This is a genomic window from Vibrio sp. 1F263 (assembly GCF_041439035.1).
GTDB lineage: Bacteria > Pseudomonadota > Gammaproteobacteria > Enterobacterales > Vibrionaceae > Vibrio > Vibrio tasmaniensis_A.
The window spans coordinates 39,904-56,380 of record NZ_JBGONI010000020.1; the positions used below are offsets into that span (position 1 = coordinate 39,904).

16 protein-coding genes are annotated in these 16,477 nt (G+C 44.5%); 13 read left to right on the top strand and 3 right to left on the bottom strand.

Annotated features, from left to right (window positions below; translation table 11 throughout):
• Positions 1-174: 174 nt before the first annotated feature.
• The 6 genes from nudF (at position 175) to parC (ending at position 7,120) form a co-directional block, all read left to right on the top strand.
• Positions 175-804 (top strand): ADP-ribose diphosphatase, encoded by a 630-nt coding sequence (gene nudF, locus ACED25_RS13750; protein ID WP_135382924.1) that lies wholly within the window; start codon positions 175-177, stop codon positions 802-804.
• A gap of 4 nt (positions 805-808) precedes the next feature.
• On the top strand, positions 809-1,249 hold the full coding sequence (locus tag ACED25_RS13755) for a DUF1249 family protein (RefSeq protein WP_009848962.1): 441 nt from the start codon (positions 809-811) through the stop codon (positions 1,247-1,249).
• Positions 1,250-1,308: 59 nt separating this feature from the next.
• Positions 1,309-2,133, top strand: a complete 825-nt coding sequence (gene cpdA / locus ACED25_RS13760; protein ID WP_009848963.1) for a 3',5'-cyclic-AMP phosphodiesterase — start codon at positions 1,309-1,311, stop codon at positions 2,131-2,133.
• On the top strand, positions 2,133-2,738 hold the full coding sequence (gene yqiA, locus ACED25_RS13765; protein ID WP_017098295.1) for an esterase YqiA: 606 nt from the start codon (positions 2,133-2,135) through the stop codon (positions 2,736-2,738). The genes cpdA and yqiA overlap by 1 nt, the downstream gene beginning before the upstream one ends.
• A gap of 239 nt (positions 2,739-2,977) precedes the next feature.
• Complete coding sequence (gene parE, locus ACED25_RS13770) at positions 2,978-4,858, top strand: DNA topoisomerase IV subunit B (RefSeq protein WP_009848965.1); 1,881 nt, start codon at positions 2,978-2,980, stop codon at positions 4,856-4,858.
• Positions 4,859-4,861: 3 nt separating this feature from the next.
• Positions 4,862-7,120, top strand: a complete 2,259-nt coding sequence (parC, locus tag ACED25_RS13775) for a DNA topoisomerase IV subunit A (protein WP_371695463.1) — start codon at positions 4,862-4,864, stop codon at positions 7,118-7,120.
• Positions 7,121-7,257: 137 nt separating this feature from the next.
• Here the strand turns inward: parC and degS are convergent, their stop codons facing one another.
• The 3 genes from degS to zapG form a co-directional block, all read right to left on the bottom strand.
• Positions 7,258-8,322: an outer membrane-stress sensor serine endopeptidase DegS gene (degS, locus tag ACED25_RS13780; RefSeq protein WP_029225535.1), complete on the bottom strand. Its 1,065-nt coding sequence runs from the start codon at positions 8,320-8,322 to the stop codon at positions 7,258-7,260.
• Between the two features lie 158 nt (positions 8,323-8,480).
• The gene (locus ACED25_RS13785) at positions 8,481-9,836 is read right to left on the bottom strand and encodes a DegQ family serine endoprotease (protein WP_371695470.1); all 1,356 of its coding nucleotides are present in this window, start codon (positions 9,834-9,836) and stop codon (positions 8,481-8,483) included.
• 126 nt (positions 9,837-9,962) lie between these two features.
• Positions 9,963-10,418: a Z-ring associated protein ZapG gene (gene zapG, locus ACED25_RS13790; RefSeq protein ID WP_009848969.1), complete on the bottom strand. Its 456-nt coding sequence runs from the start codon at positions 10,416-10,418 to the stop codon at positions 9,963-9,965.
• Positions 10,419-10,637: 219 nt separating this feature from the next.
• Here zapG and zapE point away from each other — a divergent pair, with 219 nt between their 5' ends.
• The 7 genes from zapE to sspA all read left to right on the top strand — a co-directional run bounded on the left by zapE (position 10,638) and on the right by sspA (position 16,476).
• A complete protein-coding gene (zapE, locus tag ACED25_RS13795; RefSeq protein WP_017102961.1) occupies positions 10,638-11,741 on the top strand; it encodes a cell division protein ZapE in 1,104 nt (367 codons plus the stop codon).
• A gap of 247 nt (positions 11,742-11,988) precedes the next feature.
• Entirely contained in the window at positions 11,989-12,417 is a 429-nt protein-coding gene (gene rplM / locus ACED25_RS13800) for a 50S ribosomal protein L13 (RefSeq protein WP_010434689.1), read from the top strand.
• 13 nt (positions 12,418-12,430) lie between these two features.
• Positions 12,431-12,823: a 30S ribosomal protein S9 gene (rpsI, locus tag ACED25_RS13805; RefSeq protein ID WP_004740758.1), complete on the top strand. Its 393-nt coding sequence runs from the start codon at positions 12,431-12,433 to the stop codon at positions 12,821-12,823.
• Positions 12,824-13,153: 330 nt separating this feature from the next.
• A complete protein-coding gene (gene petA, locus ACED25_RS13810) occupies positions 13,154-13,744 on the top strand; it encodes a ubiquinol-cytochrome c reductase iron-sulfur subunit (RefSeq protein ID WP_010434692.1) in 591 nt (196 codons plus the stop codon).
• Positions 13,744-15,009 carry a cytochrome bc complex cytochrome b subunit gene (locus ACED25_RS13815; RefSeq protein ID WP_009848941.1) on the top strand — a complete coding sequence of 422 codons (1,266 nt, stop codon included), beginning with the start codon at positions 13,744-13,746 and terminating at the stop codon, positions 15,007-15,009. Before petA ends, ACED25_RS13815 begins: the two co-directional genes overlap by 1 nt.
• The gene (locus ACED25_RS13820; RefSeq protein WP_371695464.1) at positions 15,006-15,743 is read left to right on the top strand and encodes a cytochrome c1; all 738 of its coding nucleotides are present in this window, start codon (positions 15,006-15,008) and stop codon (positions 15,741-15,743) included. The genes ACED25_RS13815 and ACED25_RS13820 overlap by 4 nt, the downstream gene beginning before the upstream one ends.
• A 97-nt stretch (positions 15,744-15,840) precedes the next feature.
• Positions 15,841-16,476: a stringent starvation protein SspA gene (gene sspA / locus ACED25_RS13825; RefSeq protein WP_009848943.1), complete on the top strand. Its 636-nt coding sequence runs from the start codon at positions 15,841-15,843 to the stop codon at positions 16,474-16,476.
• Position 16,477 lies beyond the last annotated feature (1 nt).

A 16,477-nucleotide genomic window follows, 5' to 3' on the forward strand; every position in this document is an offset into this window, starting at 1 on the left:
TGGTGGTAATTTACTCGAAACTTTGCACTTTTTTACAGTTAACTGTCCACTTGTGCAATATTTATTTTTTAAAACTTAACTTTAATTATAAGTTTTATACTAAAAGTTGAACCTTATCCTTGGTAGTTAACTCGGACAATGAGTAAACTATAAGATCACTTAGTGAGGTATCAAATGCAACAGTATGACAATCAACGACATGAGTTTACTCCGCAAGATGTGGAAATAGTCTCAAAAGAGACGCTGTTTCGTGGTTTTTTCAAAATGGTTAAGTACACATTTAAACATAGACTGTTTGAGGGCGGCTGGAGCCAACCAATCGAGCGTGAGATGTTTGAGCGTGGACATGCTGCCGCTTTGCTACCTTATGATCCTATACGTGACGAAGTCGTGATCGTCGAACAGATCCGTGTCGGTGCTCTAGAGCATGAGAACCCGTGGCAATACGAAATTGTTGCGGGGATTATTGATACCGATGAATCACCACAAGATGTTGCTCGTCGTGAGGCGATGGAAGAAGCGGGGGTCGACGTCGGATCTGTATTGCCTATTACTTCGTATTATCCTTCATCCGGCGGTTGTTCAGAAAAGCTCGACGTCTTTGTTGGTTGTGTTGATGCAACGACAGCAAAAGGGGTTCACGGATTGGATTACGAAGGTGAAGATATTCGCGTGCAAGTGATGAGTCGCGAAGCGGCTTATCAGTTAGTAAAAGACGGTGTGTTTGAAAATGGCGCCACGATCATTGCGCTGCAGTGGCTACAATTGAACTACCAAGAATTACAGTCAGAGTGGATAGATTAACGTCATGCCAAATATAGCAGTCAAAAAACCGTATCATGTCGATTTGGCTGAATTGATGCGAGTTTACGAGACTAACTATGCCAAACTTAATGCTCTGTTACCGGTTGAGCATGAGGTTGGTGACGTTCGCTGTTACCAAGCCGTTAATATGGTGTATCAATTGACAGTGAATGAGGTCACAAAATACACCACATTAATAGATATATGTCAGAGTGACGCGATGCCAGTGTTTCCTTTGCCAAAAATGTCTGTCAGGCTATATCACGACGCTCGAGTTGCAGAAGTGTGCGCTAGCGGGGATTTTTCGCGAGTCAAAGCAAAATATGACTATCCCAACACAAAACTTCTGCAAAAGGATGAGAAATTTCAATTGAACAAATTTCTTGGGGAATGGTTAACGTTTTGTTTAAAAACGGGTATCAGCCGAACTCCAGTTTCTTTTTAATTGAGCCTATTTAAAAACACTTTTAAAGTCTAAACAGTAACGTATCTGGATTTGTTATTTTGGAATTATCACACACTTCAAAATTTGATGAGAGCAGTATTAAGCTTGTACAGCTAACGGACACGCATTTATTTGCGCCGAGCAATGGCAGCTTATTAAGCATCAACACTCAAGATAGCTTTCGTGCTGTAGTCGATGCCATTGTTAGTCAGGGCTTTGACTATCAAGCGATTTTAGCAACCGGTGATATTTCTCAAGATCACAGTGCTGAGTCGTACCAAAAATTTGAGTCAGGAATTCAACCTTTGGATAAACCGTGTTACTGGTTGCCAGGGAATCATGACTTCAAACCGAATATGGGCAGTGTTTTACCATCACCACAAATACAATGCGTTGAGCATGTCTTGCTAGGTAATAATTGGCAGATGGTGATGCTGGACTCGCAAGTGGTTGGTGTGCCTCACGGACGTCTCAGTGATCAACAGCTTGATCTATTAGAACAAAAGCTAACCGAATTTCCCGAACGTAATACCTTGGTTCTGCTGCACCACCATCCACTATTGGTTGGCAGTGCATGGCTGGATCAACATAATCTGAAAGATGCTGATCAATTTTGGGAAGTGGTTCAACAGCACACCAATGTGAAAGCGGTACTGTGTGGTCACGTTCATCAAGACATGAATCGAGATCATCATGGTGTACAAGTCATGGCAACACCGTCGACTTGTGTGCAATTCAAACCTAACTCAGATGACTTTGCGGTTGATACTTTGTCGCCTGGTTGGAGAGAGATTGAATTGCATCAAGATGGATCAGTAAGTACGCAAGTACGCCGTTTACCTCATGGACAATTCTTACCTGATTTTGAAGCGGCAGGTTATTGATGTTTGACTCTGAACAGCAAGCCGCTAAGCCGCCACTGCTTCTCTATATTCACGGTTTTAACAGTTCATCACGTTCTCACAAAGCAACGGTGATGGCTGACTATTGCGCGGAGCATCGTCCTGATATCAAGGTGATGACACCTCAACTGCCGAGTTTTCCTCAGCAAGCGGCCATTTATTTGCAGCAATTGGTGGAGCAATATAAAGAGCAATATCAGATAGCGTTGGTAGGTAGTTCTTTGGGTGGCTATCTTTCAACATGGCTGAATACTCACTATGGCTTTAAAGCTGTGGTTGTGAACCCAGCTGTTAAGCCGTATGAGCTTCTTGCTGACTATTTAGGTGAACAAGTAAATCCATATACAGAAGAGCGATATGTTCTGGAAACAAAACATATCAATGAACTGAAGGCGTTAGAGGTTCCGGCTATCGCTCAGCCGAGTGACTTCTGGTTACTTCAGCAAACGGAAGACGAAGTTCTGGATTACCGACAAGCGGTAGAGAAGTACCAAGGTGCAGTACAGACAGTAGAAGAGGGCGGGGATCATAGCTTTGTTAATTTTGAACGCTACCCCCAACAAATCATCACCTTTCTAAATCTTTAATCTGTTTCAGCAATCAAGTAATTTTCTCTTGTTTGACTGTTATTTCATCTATCAGTGGTGAAATATCATAGTTTGATGCCTTAGTTTTTGAACTAGCTTGACATCATTACTCAGCTTCCAGACTATATTCCCCAATACTTCGCTCGTTCGCTCTACTATGACGGTTCATAGTAATGATTTCGCTTTAGTCAAACTAGAGCCAGCGAACTGACGCAAACTTTTTGAGTAAACTCCGTATTATGACTGAACAATATAATGCAAAAGACCTCGAGGTACTTGAAGGTCTCGACCCCGTGCGACACCGCCCGGGAATGTATACCGAGACAGAAAGACCAAACCACCTTGCCCAAGAAGTCATTGATAACTCGGTTGATGAAGCACTAGCGGGACACGCTAAGAAGATTAAAGTCGTGTTGCATGCTGACCAATCGTTAGAAGTGACGGATGATGGCCGTGGTATGCCGGTTGATATCCACCCTGAAAAAGGCATCTCAGGTGTTGAGCTGATTTTAACTAAGCTCCACTCTGGCGGTAAGTTCTCGAACAATAACTACAAGTTTTCAGGTGGTTTGCACGGGGTAGGTATCTCGGTGGTAAACGCGTTGTCAAAACGTGTTGAAGTGACGGTTCGCCGTGACGGTCAGGTACATGAAATTGCCCTTGAAGGTGGTCATGCCGTAACGGATCTTACTGTTACAGGTACTTGTGGTCATCGCAATACCGGTACGACGGTACATTTTTGGCCAGATCCAAAATATTTCGATAGCTCTAAGTTCTCTGTTTTACGTCTTATCAATAACTTGCGCGCTAAAGCTGTACTTTGCCCTGGTTTAGAAATCACCTTTGTCGACAAGGTTGGCGGTGAAGAACATAAATGGTTCTATGAAGATGGTCTAAAAGACTACCTTGCAGAAGGTGTGAAAGGTTACACCTTACTGCCTGAGGAACCTTATGTTGGCGAATTCGTTGCTGAAACAGAAATGGCGAACTGGGCGATTATTTGGCAGCCAGAAGGCGGTGATATGATCACCGAGAGTTACGTGAACTTAGTACCAACTAAGCAAGGTGGTACACACGTAAACGGCCTTCGACAAGGTCTGCTTGATGCAATGCGTGAGTTCTGTGAATTTCGTAACCTTCTACCGCGTGGCGTTAAGTTAACGGGTGACGATATTTTCGATCGTTGTTCGTACGTATTATCGGTGAAGATGCAAGATCCGCAATTTGCTGGTCAAACAAAAGAACGTCTTTCTTCTCGTCAAACCGCAGCGTTTGTGTCTGGGGTGGTAAAAGATGCCTTTAGCTTGTGGTTGAACGAAAAACCACAACTGGCAGAACAGTTAGCTGAAGCTTGTATTGCGAATGCTCACCGTCGCATGCGCGCAAGCAAAAAGGTTGTGCGTAAGAAGATTGCTTCAGGCCCAGCACTGCCGGGTAAGCTAACCGATTGTTCGGTTCAAGATTTAAGTCGTACCGAAATCTTCTTCGTGGAAGGGGACTCGGCGGGTGGTTCTGCTAAACAAGCACGTGATCGTGAGTTCCAAGCGGTTATGCCACTTCGCGGTAAGATCCTAAATACATGGGAAGTGTCAGCGGACCAAGTATTGGCTTCACAAGAAGTACATGATATTTCGGTGGCTCTGGGTATCGACCCGGACAACGATGATTTATCAGGCCTGCGTTACGGTAAGATCTGTATCCTTGCCGATGCGGACTCGGATGGTCTTCATATCGCGACACTGCTATGTGCACTATTTACTCGCCATTTCCATGCATTGGTTGAAGCGGGTCATATCTATGTGGCAATGCCCCCTCTGTATCGTATCGATTGCGGTAAAGAAGTGTTCTACGCACTCGATGACGCAGAGAAAGACGGTGTGCTTGAGCGACTATCGCAGAAGAAAGCTAAGATCAACGTGCAACGATTCAAAGGTCTGGGTGAAATGAACCCACTTCAGTTACGTGAAACCACCATGGATCCAAACACTCGTCGTCTTGTTCAATTAACGATTGATGACAACGAAGCGACCAACGAGATGATGGACATGCTGCTTGGTAAAAAACGTGCAGATGATCGCCGTACATGGCTACAGACTAACGGTGATATGGCCGAGGTATAATGGATGTCTAACGAAATTACATATGATGGCGTTGAACAGCTGCCAATGCGCAAGTTCACCGAAGATGCCTACTTAAATTACTCAATGTACGTGATCATGGATCGTGCATTACCGTATATCGGTGATGGCTTGAAGCCAGTACAGCGTCGTATTATCTACGCGATGTCTGAGCTGGGCTTATCAGCTGCATCGAAATACAAAAAATCAGCACGTACCGTTGGTGACGTTCTAGGTAAGTACCACCCACACGGTGACTCTGCTTGTTACGAAGCCATGGTATTGATGGCGCAGCCTTTCTCTTACCGTTACCCATTGGTAGACGGTCAAGGTAACTGGGGTGCTCCGGACGACCCGAAATCGTTCGCTGCAATGCGTTATACCGAAGCGAAATTGTCTAAGTTTGCTGAGGTTCTGCTAGGTGAATTAGGTCAGGGTACCGTTGATTGGCAACCAAACTTTGATGGCACCATGAAAGAGCCTCAAATGTTGCCAGCTCGTCTGCCTCATATTCTTCTGAACGGTATCACTGGTATCGCGGTAGGTATGGCGACTGACATCCCGCCTCACAATGTCCGTGAAGTGGCGAACGCAGCGATTCACTTGATTGATACGCCGAAAGCTGAACTTCCAGATGTGATGGGTTTCATTCAAGGCCCTGATTACCCGACAGAGGCTGAGATTATTTCGCCGAAGTCGGACATCGAAAAGATCTACCGTACTGGACGTGGCAGCATCAAGATGCGCGCGGTTTGGCACAAGGAAGGCTCTGATATTGTTATCACGGCTTTACCTCATCAAGTGTCAGGTGCGAAGTTACTTGAGCAAATTGCTAACCAGATGCGCGCTAAGAAGCTGCCAATGGTTGACGACTTGCGTGATGAATCGGATCACGAGAACCCAACGCGCATCGTTGTCGTTCCTCGTTCAAACCGTATCGACTGTGACCAATTGATGAGTCACCTATTCGCTTCGACGGATCTAGAGAAAAACTTCCGCGTTAACTTGAACATGATTGGTTTAGACAATCGTCCTCAAGTTAAAGGCCTAGTTCAAATTCTGAAAGAGTGGATTGAGTTCCGTCGCACGACCGTTCGCCGTCGTTTGCAGTACCGTTTAGATAAAGTACTAGCACGTTTGCACATCTTAGAAGGTTTGCTTGCTGCTTATCTTAATATCGATGAAGTGATTGAAATCATTCGTACAGAAGACGAACCATGTCCTGTATTAATGAGCCGTTTCAACATTTCTGAAATTCAAGCCAATGCGATTCTTGATATTAAACTTCGTAACTTAGCTAAGTTAGAAGAGTTTAAAATCCGAGCGGAACAAGAAGAGCTTGAAGCTGAACGCGAAAAGCTTGAAAAGCTACTCGGTTCAGAGCGTCGCTTGAATACGTTGCTCAAGAAAGAAATCCAAGCCGATGCAGATAAATACGGCGATGATCGTCGTTCACCTCTGATTGAGCGTGCTGAAGCGAAAGCGCTAACAGAACGCGACTTAGTACCAAGCGAACCAATCACGGTTGTGTTGTCTGAGAAAGGTTGGATTCGTCATGCTAAAGGGCATGAAGTTGATGCTGAAGGCTTGAACTACAAATCTGGTGATAAGTTCTTAGCGAGTGCTAAGGGTAAGAGTAACCAACAAGCGGTGTTCCTTGGCAGTGATGGCCGAAGCTACTCCCTTGAATCTCATTCATTACCGTCGGCACGTAGCCAAGGCGAGCCAATTACAGGCCGCTTGAACGTCAGCCCGGGTACTTCTATTCGCCAAGTGGTGATGGGAGAGAATGAACAATTATGGTTAGTCGGTTCTGATGCTGGTTATGGCTTTGTTTGTAAGGGTAGCGATCTGCTGTCTAAGAACAAGAGCGGTAAAGCGTTAGTTAACTTGCCACAAGCTTCTGAAGTGATGTTGCCAAGCCCTATTGCAGACTTGGACAGTAACCAGATTCTGGCGATTACTAACCAAGGCCGTATGTTGTTGTTCCCTATTAAAGACCTGCCGCAGCTTAGCAAAGGTAAAGGCAACAAGATCATCAACATCCCTTCAGCTAAAGCAAAAGAGCGTGAAGAGTTTGTATCGCATCTGATGGCTATTCCAGAGAATGCAACGCTGACTATTTACGCGGGCAAACGTAAACTTGGCTTGAAACCTGCGGACCTTGAAAACTTCCGTGGTGAGCGTGGTCGTCGTGGTGGTCTGCTCCCAAGAGGTTTGCAGCGTGTGACTCGCATCGATATCGATGAACCTAGTGACGCCTAGTTTTGATTGAGTTTATCATTAGCTTTGATTGATAAAAGAAAACCCAGCTTAAGAGCTGGGTTTTTTGTATCTATACTTTTTGTCTCTGTAATTGGCGGTTTGAGTTACTCGCTATTAGCAATCAAACTAAATAAAGACTACAGGCGTGTGTCTTCGGTAATGGTGACCTTGAGTGTCTTGTTTTCACCTTTGCGCAATACACCAACATCAATGATAGTACCCGGGCGAAGGTCAGTAACAATGTCCATTACGCTCTGTCGTCCGCTAATTTGGGTGTTGTTGATGCTGATAATGATATCTTGTGCTTCAAAGCCGGCATCGGCTGCAGGACCATTCGGGTCAATGCCTAAGACAACAATACCACCGATGTTCTTAGTACCGAGCAAGCGTGATGTCACCGAATTGATGTCTTGTCCGTCGATACCAATATAACCACGAATGACACGACCATCGGCGATGATCTTCTCCATGATTTTATTAGCAAGTGAGTAGGGGATTGCAAATGAGATCCCGTAGGTTTCCATGTCGGTAGCTTGTTGGAAAGAAGCCGTGTTGATACCGACGAGCTCACCTTGTGAGTTAACCAGTGCACCACCAGAGTTACCTTCATTGATTGCTGCATCGGTCTGGATAAAGGCTTGGTGACCGTCTGCACTGATCGAAGAACGACCTGTTGCAGAGATAATGCCAAAGGTTGTCGTTTGCCCTAGGTTGTATGGGTTACCGATAGCCAGCACCACGTCGCCGACATTTGCTTTGTAATTCGGGTTCAGTGGAATAACAGGTAAGTTGTCACCGCTGACTCGGAGTATCGCAATATCGGTGCGTTTGTCTGAGCCGACAAGTTGTGCGGCCGCTACTCGTCCGTCTTGAAGTGCCACGACTATTTGGTCAGCTTGAGCAACAACATGGAAGTTGGTAATGATGTAGCCTTTTTCACTAACAATCACCCCTGAACCTAATCCTTGAGTTAGTAGCTTGTTGCGATCGCTTTCTGCGTATTTACGACTATAAATATTGACCACAGCGGGTGCAGCTCGTCGCACCGCTTGGTTAAATGAGATCTGAAGAGAGCCAATATTATCGACTTGAGGGTTCGTGACGTCTGCAACAATCGCCGGCCTTAAACTCGGAAATGCGAGAAGAATAAGCGCCGCTGAAACGAGTCCAAGGGAAATAGAACGAAATAGAAAGGACAGCATGTTTCCCTCTTCAACAAGTAAGGTATGAAGCATCCGTCAATGGATGACTGACTTGATTATCAGTGAAGCATAGCATTTTGATTGATCTAAAGAAAAGGGAGACTGAGTAAGTTTAAAGCAAACTTACTGAGCCTCCCTGTAATTACGCTGACGTATGGCTATCGAATAACTAGATAGATAGTCCTATCGTCTCGCTGGATATTAAGTGCCAATACGCCAGGTTGTTTTTCAAGAATCTTTCTAAATTCAGCAAGGTTCTTAACTGGTTGGCGGTTTACCCCGATGATGATGTCATCTTTAAGAAGCTGATAAGCTTCTGCTGGCGAACCTTGAGCGACACTTGATACCTTGACGCCTGTCGCTGAATCGCTGTCGGTTGTGTTGGTGAGCACTGCACCGGCAAGTCCTTCATGGAGCTTTTCAGCTTGTGTCTTACTATTTGTGGATTCACCAAGCGTGACGTCAAAGGTCTTATGCTTACCGTCACGAACCACGCCTAACTCGATCTGTTTACCTGCACCTAGGGTGGCTACTTTGGCTCTTAACTCACTAAAAGTATCAATACGCTTACCGTTAATGGAGACAATGACATCGCCCGCTTTCAATCCTGCTTTGTCTGCAGCACTGTCGGGTACAATTTGGCTAACAAAAGCACCTTTGCTGGACTCATAACCAAGCGCTTCAGCCAATTCCGAGGTGACCTCTCCACCTTGGACACCAAGCATGCCACGTTTTACTTCACCGAAATCGAGAATCTGTTCAGTCAGGTTTGTCATCATATTGGATGGAATGGCAAAGCCGATACCGACATTACCTCCGTTAGGTCCTAGGATGGCCGTGTTGATACCAATCAGTTCACCGTTAAGATTCACTAACGCACCTCCAGAGTTACCACTGTTAATCGCGGCATCGGTTTGAATGAAGTTTTCGAAGTTCTCTAGATTGAGACCGCTACGTCCTAACGCTGAAACGATACCGGATGTTACGGTTTGACCAAGCCCAAATGGGTTGCCGATAGCCACACTGAAGTCGCCGACTCTCAATTTGTCGGAATCTGCGACTTTTATCTGGGTAAGGTTTTTGGCTGTTTCGAGTTTTAATAGCGCGATATCAGACATCTGGTCGCCGCCGATGAGCTCTGCATCGTACTCTCGACCATCATGCAGTTTTACTTTGATATCGTCGGCACCATTGATGACATGGTAATTGGTGACAATATGGCCTTTCTTGGCATCAATGATCACACCAGAACCTAGCCCGCGGAATGGACGCTCTCGTGTTTGTTCTGGACCAAAAAAGAATTGAAATTGTTCAGGGATTTGCTGACGTTGTACCTGTTTGCCTTCTACGGCAATACTAACCACAGCGGGGGTTACTTGTTCAAGCATAGGGGCAAGGCTTGGTAATTGTTCATTACCCACACTTAATGGAAGTGCGGCTGTAGCTTGAATGGGGGTGATGATTGAACTTAAGCTTAAAGTCAGTACTGATAAAGCAAGCAAAGGTTTTTTCATCATAAACTCCTCTCTAGTTAAGGTCTTAACCCTCTTATACGTTTAATAAGTATGAGAAGTTTCAAATGACCTGAGTGAAAGTTATGACTCAAAAACCTTTGTAAAGTTCACAGAAGTGTTAAATGTTTACGATGCTTTTGCTGTAACGACATCGGGAGCATCCATGATTTCTTTCTTCTGCTCGGTAAATAAACCCGTTGCGCCATTAGCGTAATCTTTCGGTTGTTCTTCAAGCGTCGACTCTTTAACTGAAGACTTATCTTGTGGCTTATCCGAATGAGCAGCGGCTGTTTTCACAAATGGGTTGTCTTGCTCTGGCAGGTTTGGGAGTAGCTCTGAGCTTGTTTTTTCCATGTGTTGGTAAAGCTTTGTATAGTCCTTACCTAAGGTGTCCAACATTTCTGCTGATTTCGCAAAGTGGTCAGCTAGCTCTTGTCGCTGCTGTTCCAGGGCAAACTTTGCGCTATCTAATTCTTTCTGTACGTTCTTTTGTTTTTTGTATTCAGGTGTCATGAGACGAGAAATAGCGACCCCTAAAATAACTCCGACTAGTAAACCGGCAACGGCATACATCCAAGGCATAACAGCTCCTTATTATTGTTTTTTAACATGTTTGTTACTGCTTAGTTACACGTGATACGGCTCCATGGTACTATGAGAAAGCCGCAGTATAAAGAGAAATGCGTGTGCGCTAGTTAGCAGTTTGATGCTGCATTATTCACCGCATAGCGACATGTCTCATACTGTTTGGGCTCATTTTTATTTGCTGTCTGATATCGCTTTCATTGTGGAAATGTCGTCATGAATCCCATTAAAAAATACGAACAAGATATAAAAGAACATGGATTTCAAAGAGATCCAGCACAAGAGCAAGCCGTTAAATCTTTAGATGAACTCTTTCATCAATTCCAAGATTACATGAATGCCCCTATTCCTCAACTGACTCGATTCCAAAAGTTAATGGGCAAAAAGCCAGAACTGCCACTGCCACCAAAAGGCCTCTATTTTTGGGGCGGCGTCGGGCGCGGTAAAACCTATTTAATGGATACGTTCTACGATGCCTTACCGACCACAAAAAAAATGCGCGTTCACTTTCACCGCTTTATGTATCGAGTCCATGATGAGCTAAGGGCGCTAGGTAATGTTAGCGACCCGTTGCCTTTAGTGGCAGATAAGTTGAAAGAAGAAGCGGATATTATTTGTTTTGATGAATTCTTTGTTTCAGACATTACCGATGCCATGATCTTAGGAACTTTGTTCCAAGAGTTATTCGCTCGAAACGTTATCTTGGTTGCGACCTCTAATATTCCACCTGCGGATCTGTATCGCAACGGGTTACAGCGAGCGCGTTTCTTACCCGCTATTAAGCTCATTCAAGATAACTGTCATATTCTTAATGTTGATAGCGGAATTGATTATCGTCTGAGAACCTTAGAGCAGGCTGAGATCTACCATTACCCACTGGATAGCCAAGCGAACATTAACCTCGAAACATATTACGCGCAGCTTGTTGGTGAAGATAAAGAGAAGCTTAAGCAGATAGAGGTTAATCACCGTCAATTAGATGTAGTCGAAGCGAGTGATGGCGTGCTGCATGGTACTTTTGCTCAGCTTTGTCAGTCGGCTCGTAGCCAGAACGATTATATTGAGTTGTCTCGGGTTTATCACACGGTTCTATTGGCTGATGTGTTGCAAATGGGCGCGACTTCCGATGACGCTGCTAGACGCTTTATTGCGTTAGTTGATGAGTTCTATGAGCGCAATGTGAAACTGATTATTTCAGCGGAAGTGGAGCTAGAAAAACTATACACCCATGGTCAACTAGAGTTTGAGTTTAAACGTTGTCAGTCGCGTTTAATTGAAATGCAGAGCCATGAGTATTTGGCAAAAGAACACTTAAGTTAGCTTTGATTATCTCGAATAAGAAAGAGAATTAAAAAAATCGTGATTTTGTTCAAAAAGAGGTGATTTTTTCTTCGCTCTTCTCTATAATCCTGCGACCTACCGTTACTGCGGGCCTCTAGCGATGAGTAAAATCACGTTATGCCAAGAGTTTTCCAACACTCGAAGGGGTGATGAATGGTAACTCTTAGACAGTGGGAATACGCGAGTATTCCTTAAGTGTAAATTTTTTAAATAGGTAATTATTAGCATGAAAACTTTCGTTGCTAAACCAGAAACTGTAAAACGCGACTGGTATGTTGTAGACGCTGAAGGCAAAACTCTTGGCCGTCTAGCAAGTGAAATCGCTTCTCGCCTACGCGGCAAGCACAAAGCAGAATACACTCCTCACGTAGACACTGGTGATTACATCATCGTTGTTAACGCTGAGAAAGTTGCTGTAACTGGTAACAAAGCTAAGGGTAAGGTTTACTACCGTCACTCTGAGTTCCCAGGTGGTCTTAAAACTATCACTTTTGAAAAGCTAATTGCTAAGAAACCAGAAATGGTTCTTGAACTAGCAGTTAAAGGTATGCTTCCACGTGGTCCACTAGGCCGCGCGATGTACCGTAAGCTTAAAGTGTACGCTGGTACTGAGCACAACCATGTTGCTCAACAGCCACAAGTACTAGACATCTAAGGGGATTAAGACAATGGCAGAGAATCAATACTACGGCACTGGTCGTCGCAAAAGCTCAGCAGCTCGTGTTTTCATCAAACCAGGCTCTGGTGAGATCGTAATCAACAAGCGCAGCCTTGATGTTTACTTCGGTCGTCCAACTTCTCGTATGGTTGTTAAACAACCTCTTGAGCTAGTTGAACTAACTGAGAAACTTGACCTTTACATCACTGTTTCTGGTGGTGGTATTTCAGGTCAAGCTGGCGCAATCCGCCACGGTATCACTCGTGCTCTTATGGAATACGATGAAACTCTACGTCCTGCTCTACGTGCAGCTGGCTATGTTACGCGTGATGCTCGTTGCGTTGAACGTAAGAAAGTTGGTCTACGTAAAGCACGTCGTAAACCTCAATTCTCTAAGCGTTAATTTTTCTTTACGAAAAAGTACACGCTCCCAGTTTTTCGACTGGAATTGTGGTTCAAAGCTCGGCTATATGCCGGGCTTTTTGTTTTTATGCCCCCTCTAAACGCTTTCCCTCCCTCGTTTTATTTCCAAATTCTTATATTTTGAAAGCTTTTGTAACCCAATGTGCGCTTTGCCTCATGATTGTTACAAAAAGGTAGCTTTATCTTGTCAAAAAGTAGGGTTTTATTTATCATTTGCCGTCAATAAATAGAACTAAATACATATTTTGTTAGCCATGCTCTTTATTCGGAATTATTTCAATCCATAAGGAGCAAATGGGAGAATGTTTGGATGAGCAACGCGCCTTTAAATAACGGTCGCAGGCGTTTCTTAACCGCAACAACAGCCGTTGTTGGTGGTTTAGGAGCAGCTGCTGTAGCCGTGCCTTTTATTAAATCATGGAATCCGAGTGCCAAGGCGAAAGCTGCAGGCGCACCGGTGGAAGTGGAAGTCAGTAAGTTAGAGCCGGGACAAATGGTTCGTGTCGAGTGGCAAGGTAAGCCTGTATGGGTTGTACGCCGTGCTGAATCGGTGCTAGAGAATCTAAAAGCGATCGGTGGTCAACTTCGTGACCCTCAATCTGAAGCTGAACAACAACCAGAATACGCGCAGAACGAGTTTCGTTCAATTAAGCCGGAATTCTTCGTTGCTGTTGGTTTCTGTACGCACTTAGGTTGTTCTCCAACTTACCTGCCAGATTCTTTTGCAGAACAAGTTCAGGGTGTTAAGTCTGGTTTCTTCTGTCCTTGCCATGGTTCAAAGTTTGATATGGCAGGTCGAGTATTCCAAGGCGTACCAGCTCCATTGAATCTTGTTGTACCAAAGCATATGTATTTGAGTGACACTAAGATCATGATCGGTGTGGACGAGGGAGACGCGTAATGCAAGGATTGCTTGATTGGGTAGAGAAACGTCTACCCGCGATGAATGCTTACAAGAAGCATTTATCTGAATACCCAATGCCTAAGAACTTTAACTTTTGGTACCTTTTTGGTTCTTTAGCAATGTTAGTACTGGTTAACCAAATCCTTACGGGTATTTGGCTGACAATGAACTATGTACCGTCTGGTGAGGGCGCATTTGCTTCTGTTGAATACATCATGCGTGATGTGGAATACGGTTGGCTACTGCGTTACATGCACTCAACAGGTGCATCGGCATTCTTCGTTGTGATCTACCTGCATATGTTCCGTGGTCTAATCTACGGTTCTTACCAAAAGCCTCGTGAGTTACTTTGGATCTTCGGTATGTTGATCTTCTTAGTGCTTATGGCTGAGGCTTTCATGGGCTACCTACTACCATGGGGTCAAATGTCTTACTGGGGTGCTCAGGTAATCATTTCTCTGTTTGGTGCGATCCCTGTTATAGGTGATGACCTAACGCTTTGGATCCGTGGTGACTACATCATCTCTGGTGCAACGCTGAACCGTTTCTTCGCACTGCACGTTATTGCTCTGCCAATTGTACTTCTGCTGCTTATCGTACTTCACGTACTGGCGCTGCACGAAGTGGGTTCGAACAACCCAGACGGTATCGAAACCAAGCTTCCTAAAGGCACAATGGGCGACGACTACAAAACTCAGTTCCCATTCCACAAGGATTACACTAAGAAATACGACATCATTGACTCTATTCCTTTCCACCCATACGGGACGGTAAAAGATATGGTTGGTGTTGCTGGTTTCTTATTCTTGTTCTGTTACGTGCTGTTCTTTAACCCAGAAATGGGTGGGTACTTCCTTGAGCCGCCTAACTTTGAAGCTGCAAACCCGCTGAAAACACCTGAGCATATTGCTCCAGTTTGGTACTTCACGCCGTTCTACGCTGTACTTCGTGCTGTTCCAGATAAGCTGTTAGGTGTAGTTGCAATGGGCGCTTCAATTGTTGTGCTATTCCTACTGCCATGGTTCGACCGTTGTAAAGTGCGTTCTTACCGTTACCGTAGCAAACTGCATTTGATTAACATCATCCAATTCACAATAAGCTTTATTGCGCTTGGTGTACTTGGTGCGCTTCCAGCAACGCCTACATACACGCTATTAGCTCAAATCTTTAGCTTAGGTTACTTCATGTTCTTCGTTCTGCTGTGGTTCTACAGTAAAAATGAAGCGACGAAACCATTACCAGAAAGGGTGACATTCAAATGAAAAAGTGGATTGTAATTTTATTTGCTATGTTGCCGTCACTAGCGATGGCAGCGGGTGCAGGCGTACCATTAGACAAAGCAAACAATGATTTAACAGACAAAGCTTCATTGCAAAATGGCGCTAAGATGTTCATGAACTACTGTTTCGCTTGTCACTCAACGCAGTACCAACGTTATGAACGTGTTGCGAATGATTTGGAGATTCCTTTAGACCTAATGAAGGAAAACCTGATCTTCGATCCTGACGTGAAAATTGGTAGCTTGATGGTTAACGCTATGCCTTCTGAGCAAGCTGCTAGTTGGTTTGGTGCTCCACCACCAGATCTAACATTGGTTGCTCGTGTCCGTGGCGCAGATTGGCTATACACGTACCTTCGTACTTTCTATGAAGATCCGTCTCGTCCATTTGGTGTGAACAACCTGGTTTTCCCAAGTGTTGGTATGCCGCATGTTCTTGAAGAGCTACAAGGTATCCCAACGCCAATCTACGATACTCACATGGTCGATGGTGAGGAAGTTAAGGTTGTTGTTGGCACTGAAACAGATGGTTCTGGCGAATTAAGTGCTGGTGAGTATGACGAAGCAGTTCGTGACCTTGTTAACTTTTTGGTTTACTCGGGCGACCCTGTTCAACTTGAGCGTCATGCTATGGGTTGGTGGGTAATGGCCTTCTTAGTAATCTTCACTATCATCGTGATTTTGCTGAAGAAAGAGTATTGGCGTGATGTGCACTAATTGTGCTATAATACCGTGCTAATTCCCAAATTATGTTAATGTTCAATGGAGGCTTTAGGCCTCCATTGTTTTTATTTAAAGTGTACTGGAGGGCTCCATGGCTGTAGCTGCCAATAAACGTTCTGTAATGACTCTTTTCTCAAGTGCTTCTGATATGTATAGCCATCAGGTGCGCATTGTTCTTGCTGAAAAAGGCGTAAGTGTTGAAGTTGAGTTGGTTGATGAAAAAAATCTACCAGCAGAGCTTGTTGAACTGAACCCGTACAAATCAGTACCTACTCTTGTTGATCGTGAGCTTGCTCTATATGACTCTAAGATCATCATGGAATACCTAGATGAGCGTTTCCCTCATCCACCATTGATGCCTGTATACCCGGTTGCTCGTGGTAACAGTCGTCTAATGATGTACCGAATTGAGCGTAACTGGTATTCAGTTGCAGAGAAGATCGTTAAAGGCAACGCTGAAGAATCTGAAGCAGCTCGCGTGAAATTACGCAACGACCTATTAACTCTTGCTCCTATCTTCGCTGAGTATGAATACTTCATGAGCGAAGAGTTTAGCCTAATTGATTGTTACCTAGCTCCGCTATTATGGCGTTTACCTGAGCTTGGTATCGAACTGATTGGTCCTGGTTCTAAAGAACTTAAGATTTACATGAACCGCGTATTCGAACGTGATTCATTCCTAGCTTCTCTAACGGAAGCTGAGCGTGAGATGCGACTCGTTCGCTAAG

Excerpts from the sequence above, each read along its gene's own strand:
- nudF (WP_135382924.1), top strand. The coding sequence starts at position 175 with ATGCAACAGTATGACAATCAACGACATGAGTTTACTCCGCAAGATGTG.
- ACED25_RS13755 (WP_009848962.1), top strand. The coding sequence starts at position 809 with ATGCCAAATATAGCAGTCAAAAAACCGTATCATGTCGATTTGGCTGAA.
- yqiA (WP_017098295.1), top strand. The coding sequence starts at position 2,133 with ATGTTTGACTCTGAACAGCAAGCCGCTAAGCCGCCACTGCTTCTCTAT.
- parE (WP_009848965.1), top strand. The coding sequence starts at position 2,978 with ATGACTGAACAATATAATGCAAAAGACCTCGAGGTACTTGAAGGTCTC.
- parC (WP_371695463.1), top strand. The coding sequence starts at position 4,862 with ATGTCTAACGAAATTACATATGATGGCGTTGAACAGCTGCCAATGCGC.
- degS (WP_029225535.1), bottom strand. The coding sequence starts at position 8,322 with ATGCTGTCCTTTCTATTTCGTTCTATTTCCCTTGGACTCGTTTCAGCG.
- ACED25_RS13785 (WP_371695470.1), bottom strand. The coding sequence starts at position 9,836 with ATGAAAAAACCTTTGCTTGCTTTATCAGTACTGACTTTAAGCTTAAGT.
- zapG (WP_009848969.1), bottom strand. The coding sequence starts at position 10,418 with ATGCCTTGGATGTATGCCGTTGCCGGTTTACTAGTCGGAGTTATTTTA.
- zapE (WP_017102961.1), top strand. The coding sequence starts at position 10,638 with ATGAATCCCATTAAAAAATACGAACAAGATATAAAAGAACATGGATTT.
- rplM (WP_010434689.1), top strand. The coding sequence starts at position 11,989 with ATGAAAACTTTCGTTGCTAAACCAGAAACTGTAAAACGCGACTGGTAT.
- rpsI (WP_004740758.1), top strand. The coding sequence starts at position 12,431 with ATGGCAGAGAATCAATACTACGGCACTGGTCGTCGCAAAAGCTCAGCA.
- petA (WP_010434692.1), top strand. The coding sequence starts at position 13,154 with ATGAGCAACGCGCCTTTAAATAACGGTCGCAGGCGTTTCTTAACCGCA.
- ACED25_RS13815 (WP_009848941.1), top strand. The coding sequence starts at position 13,744 with ATGCAAGGATTGCTTGATTGGGTAGAGAAACGTCTACCCGCGATGAAT.
- ACED25_RS13820 (WP_371695464.1), top strand. The coding sequence starts at position 15,006 with ATGAAAAAGTGGATTGTAATTTTATTTGCTATGTTGCCGTCACTAGCG.
- sspA (WP_009848943.1), top strand. The coding sequence starts at position 15,841 with ATGGCTGTAGCTGCCAATAAACGTTCTGTAATGACTCTTTTCTCAAGT.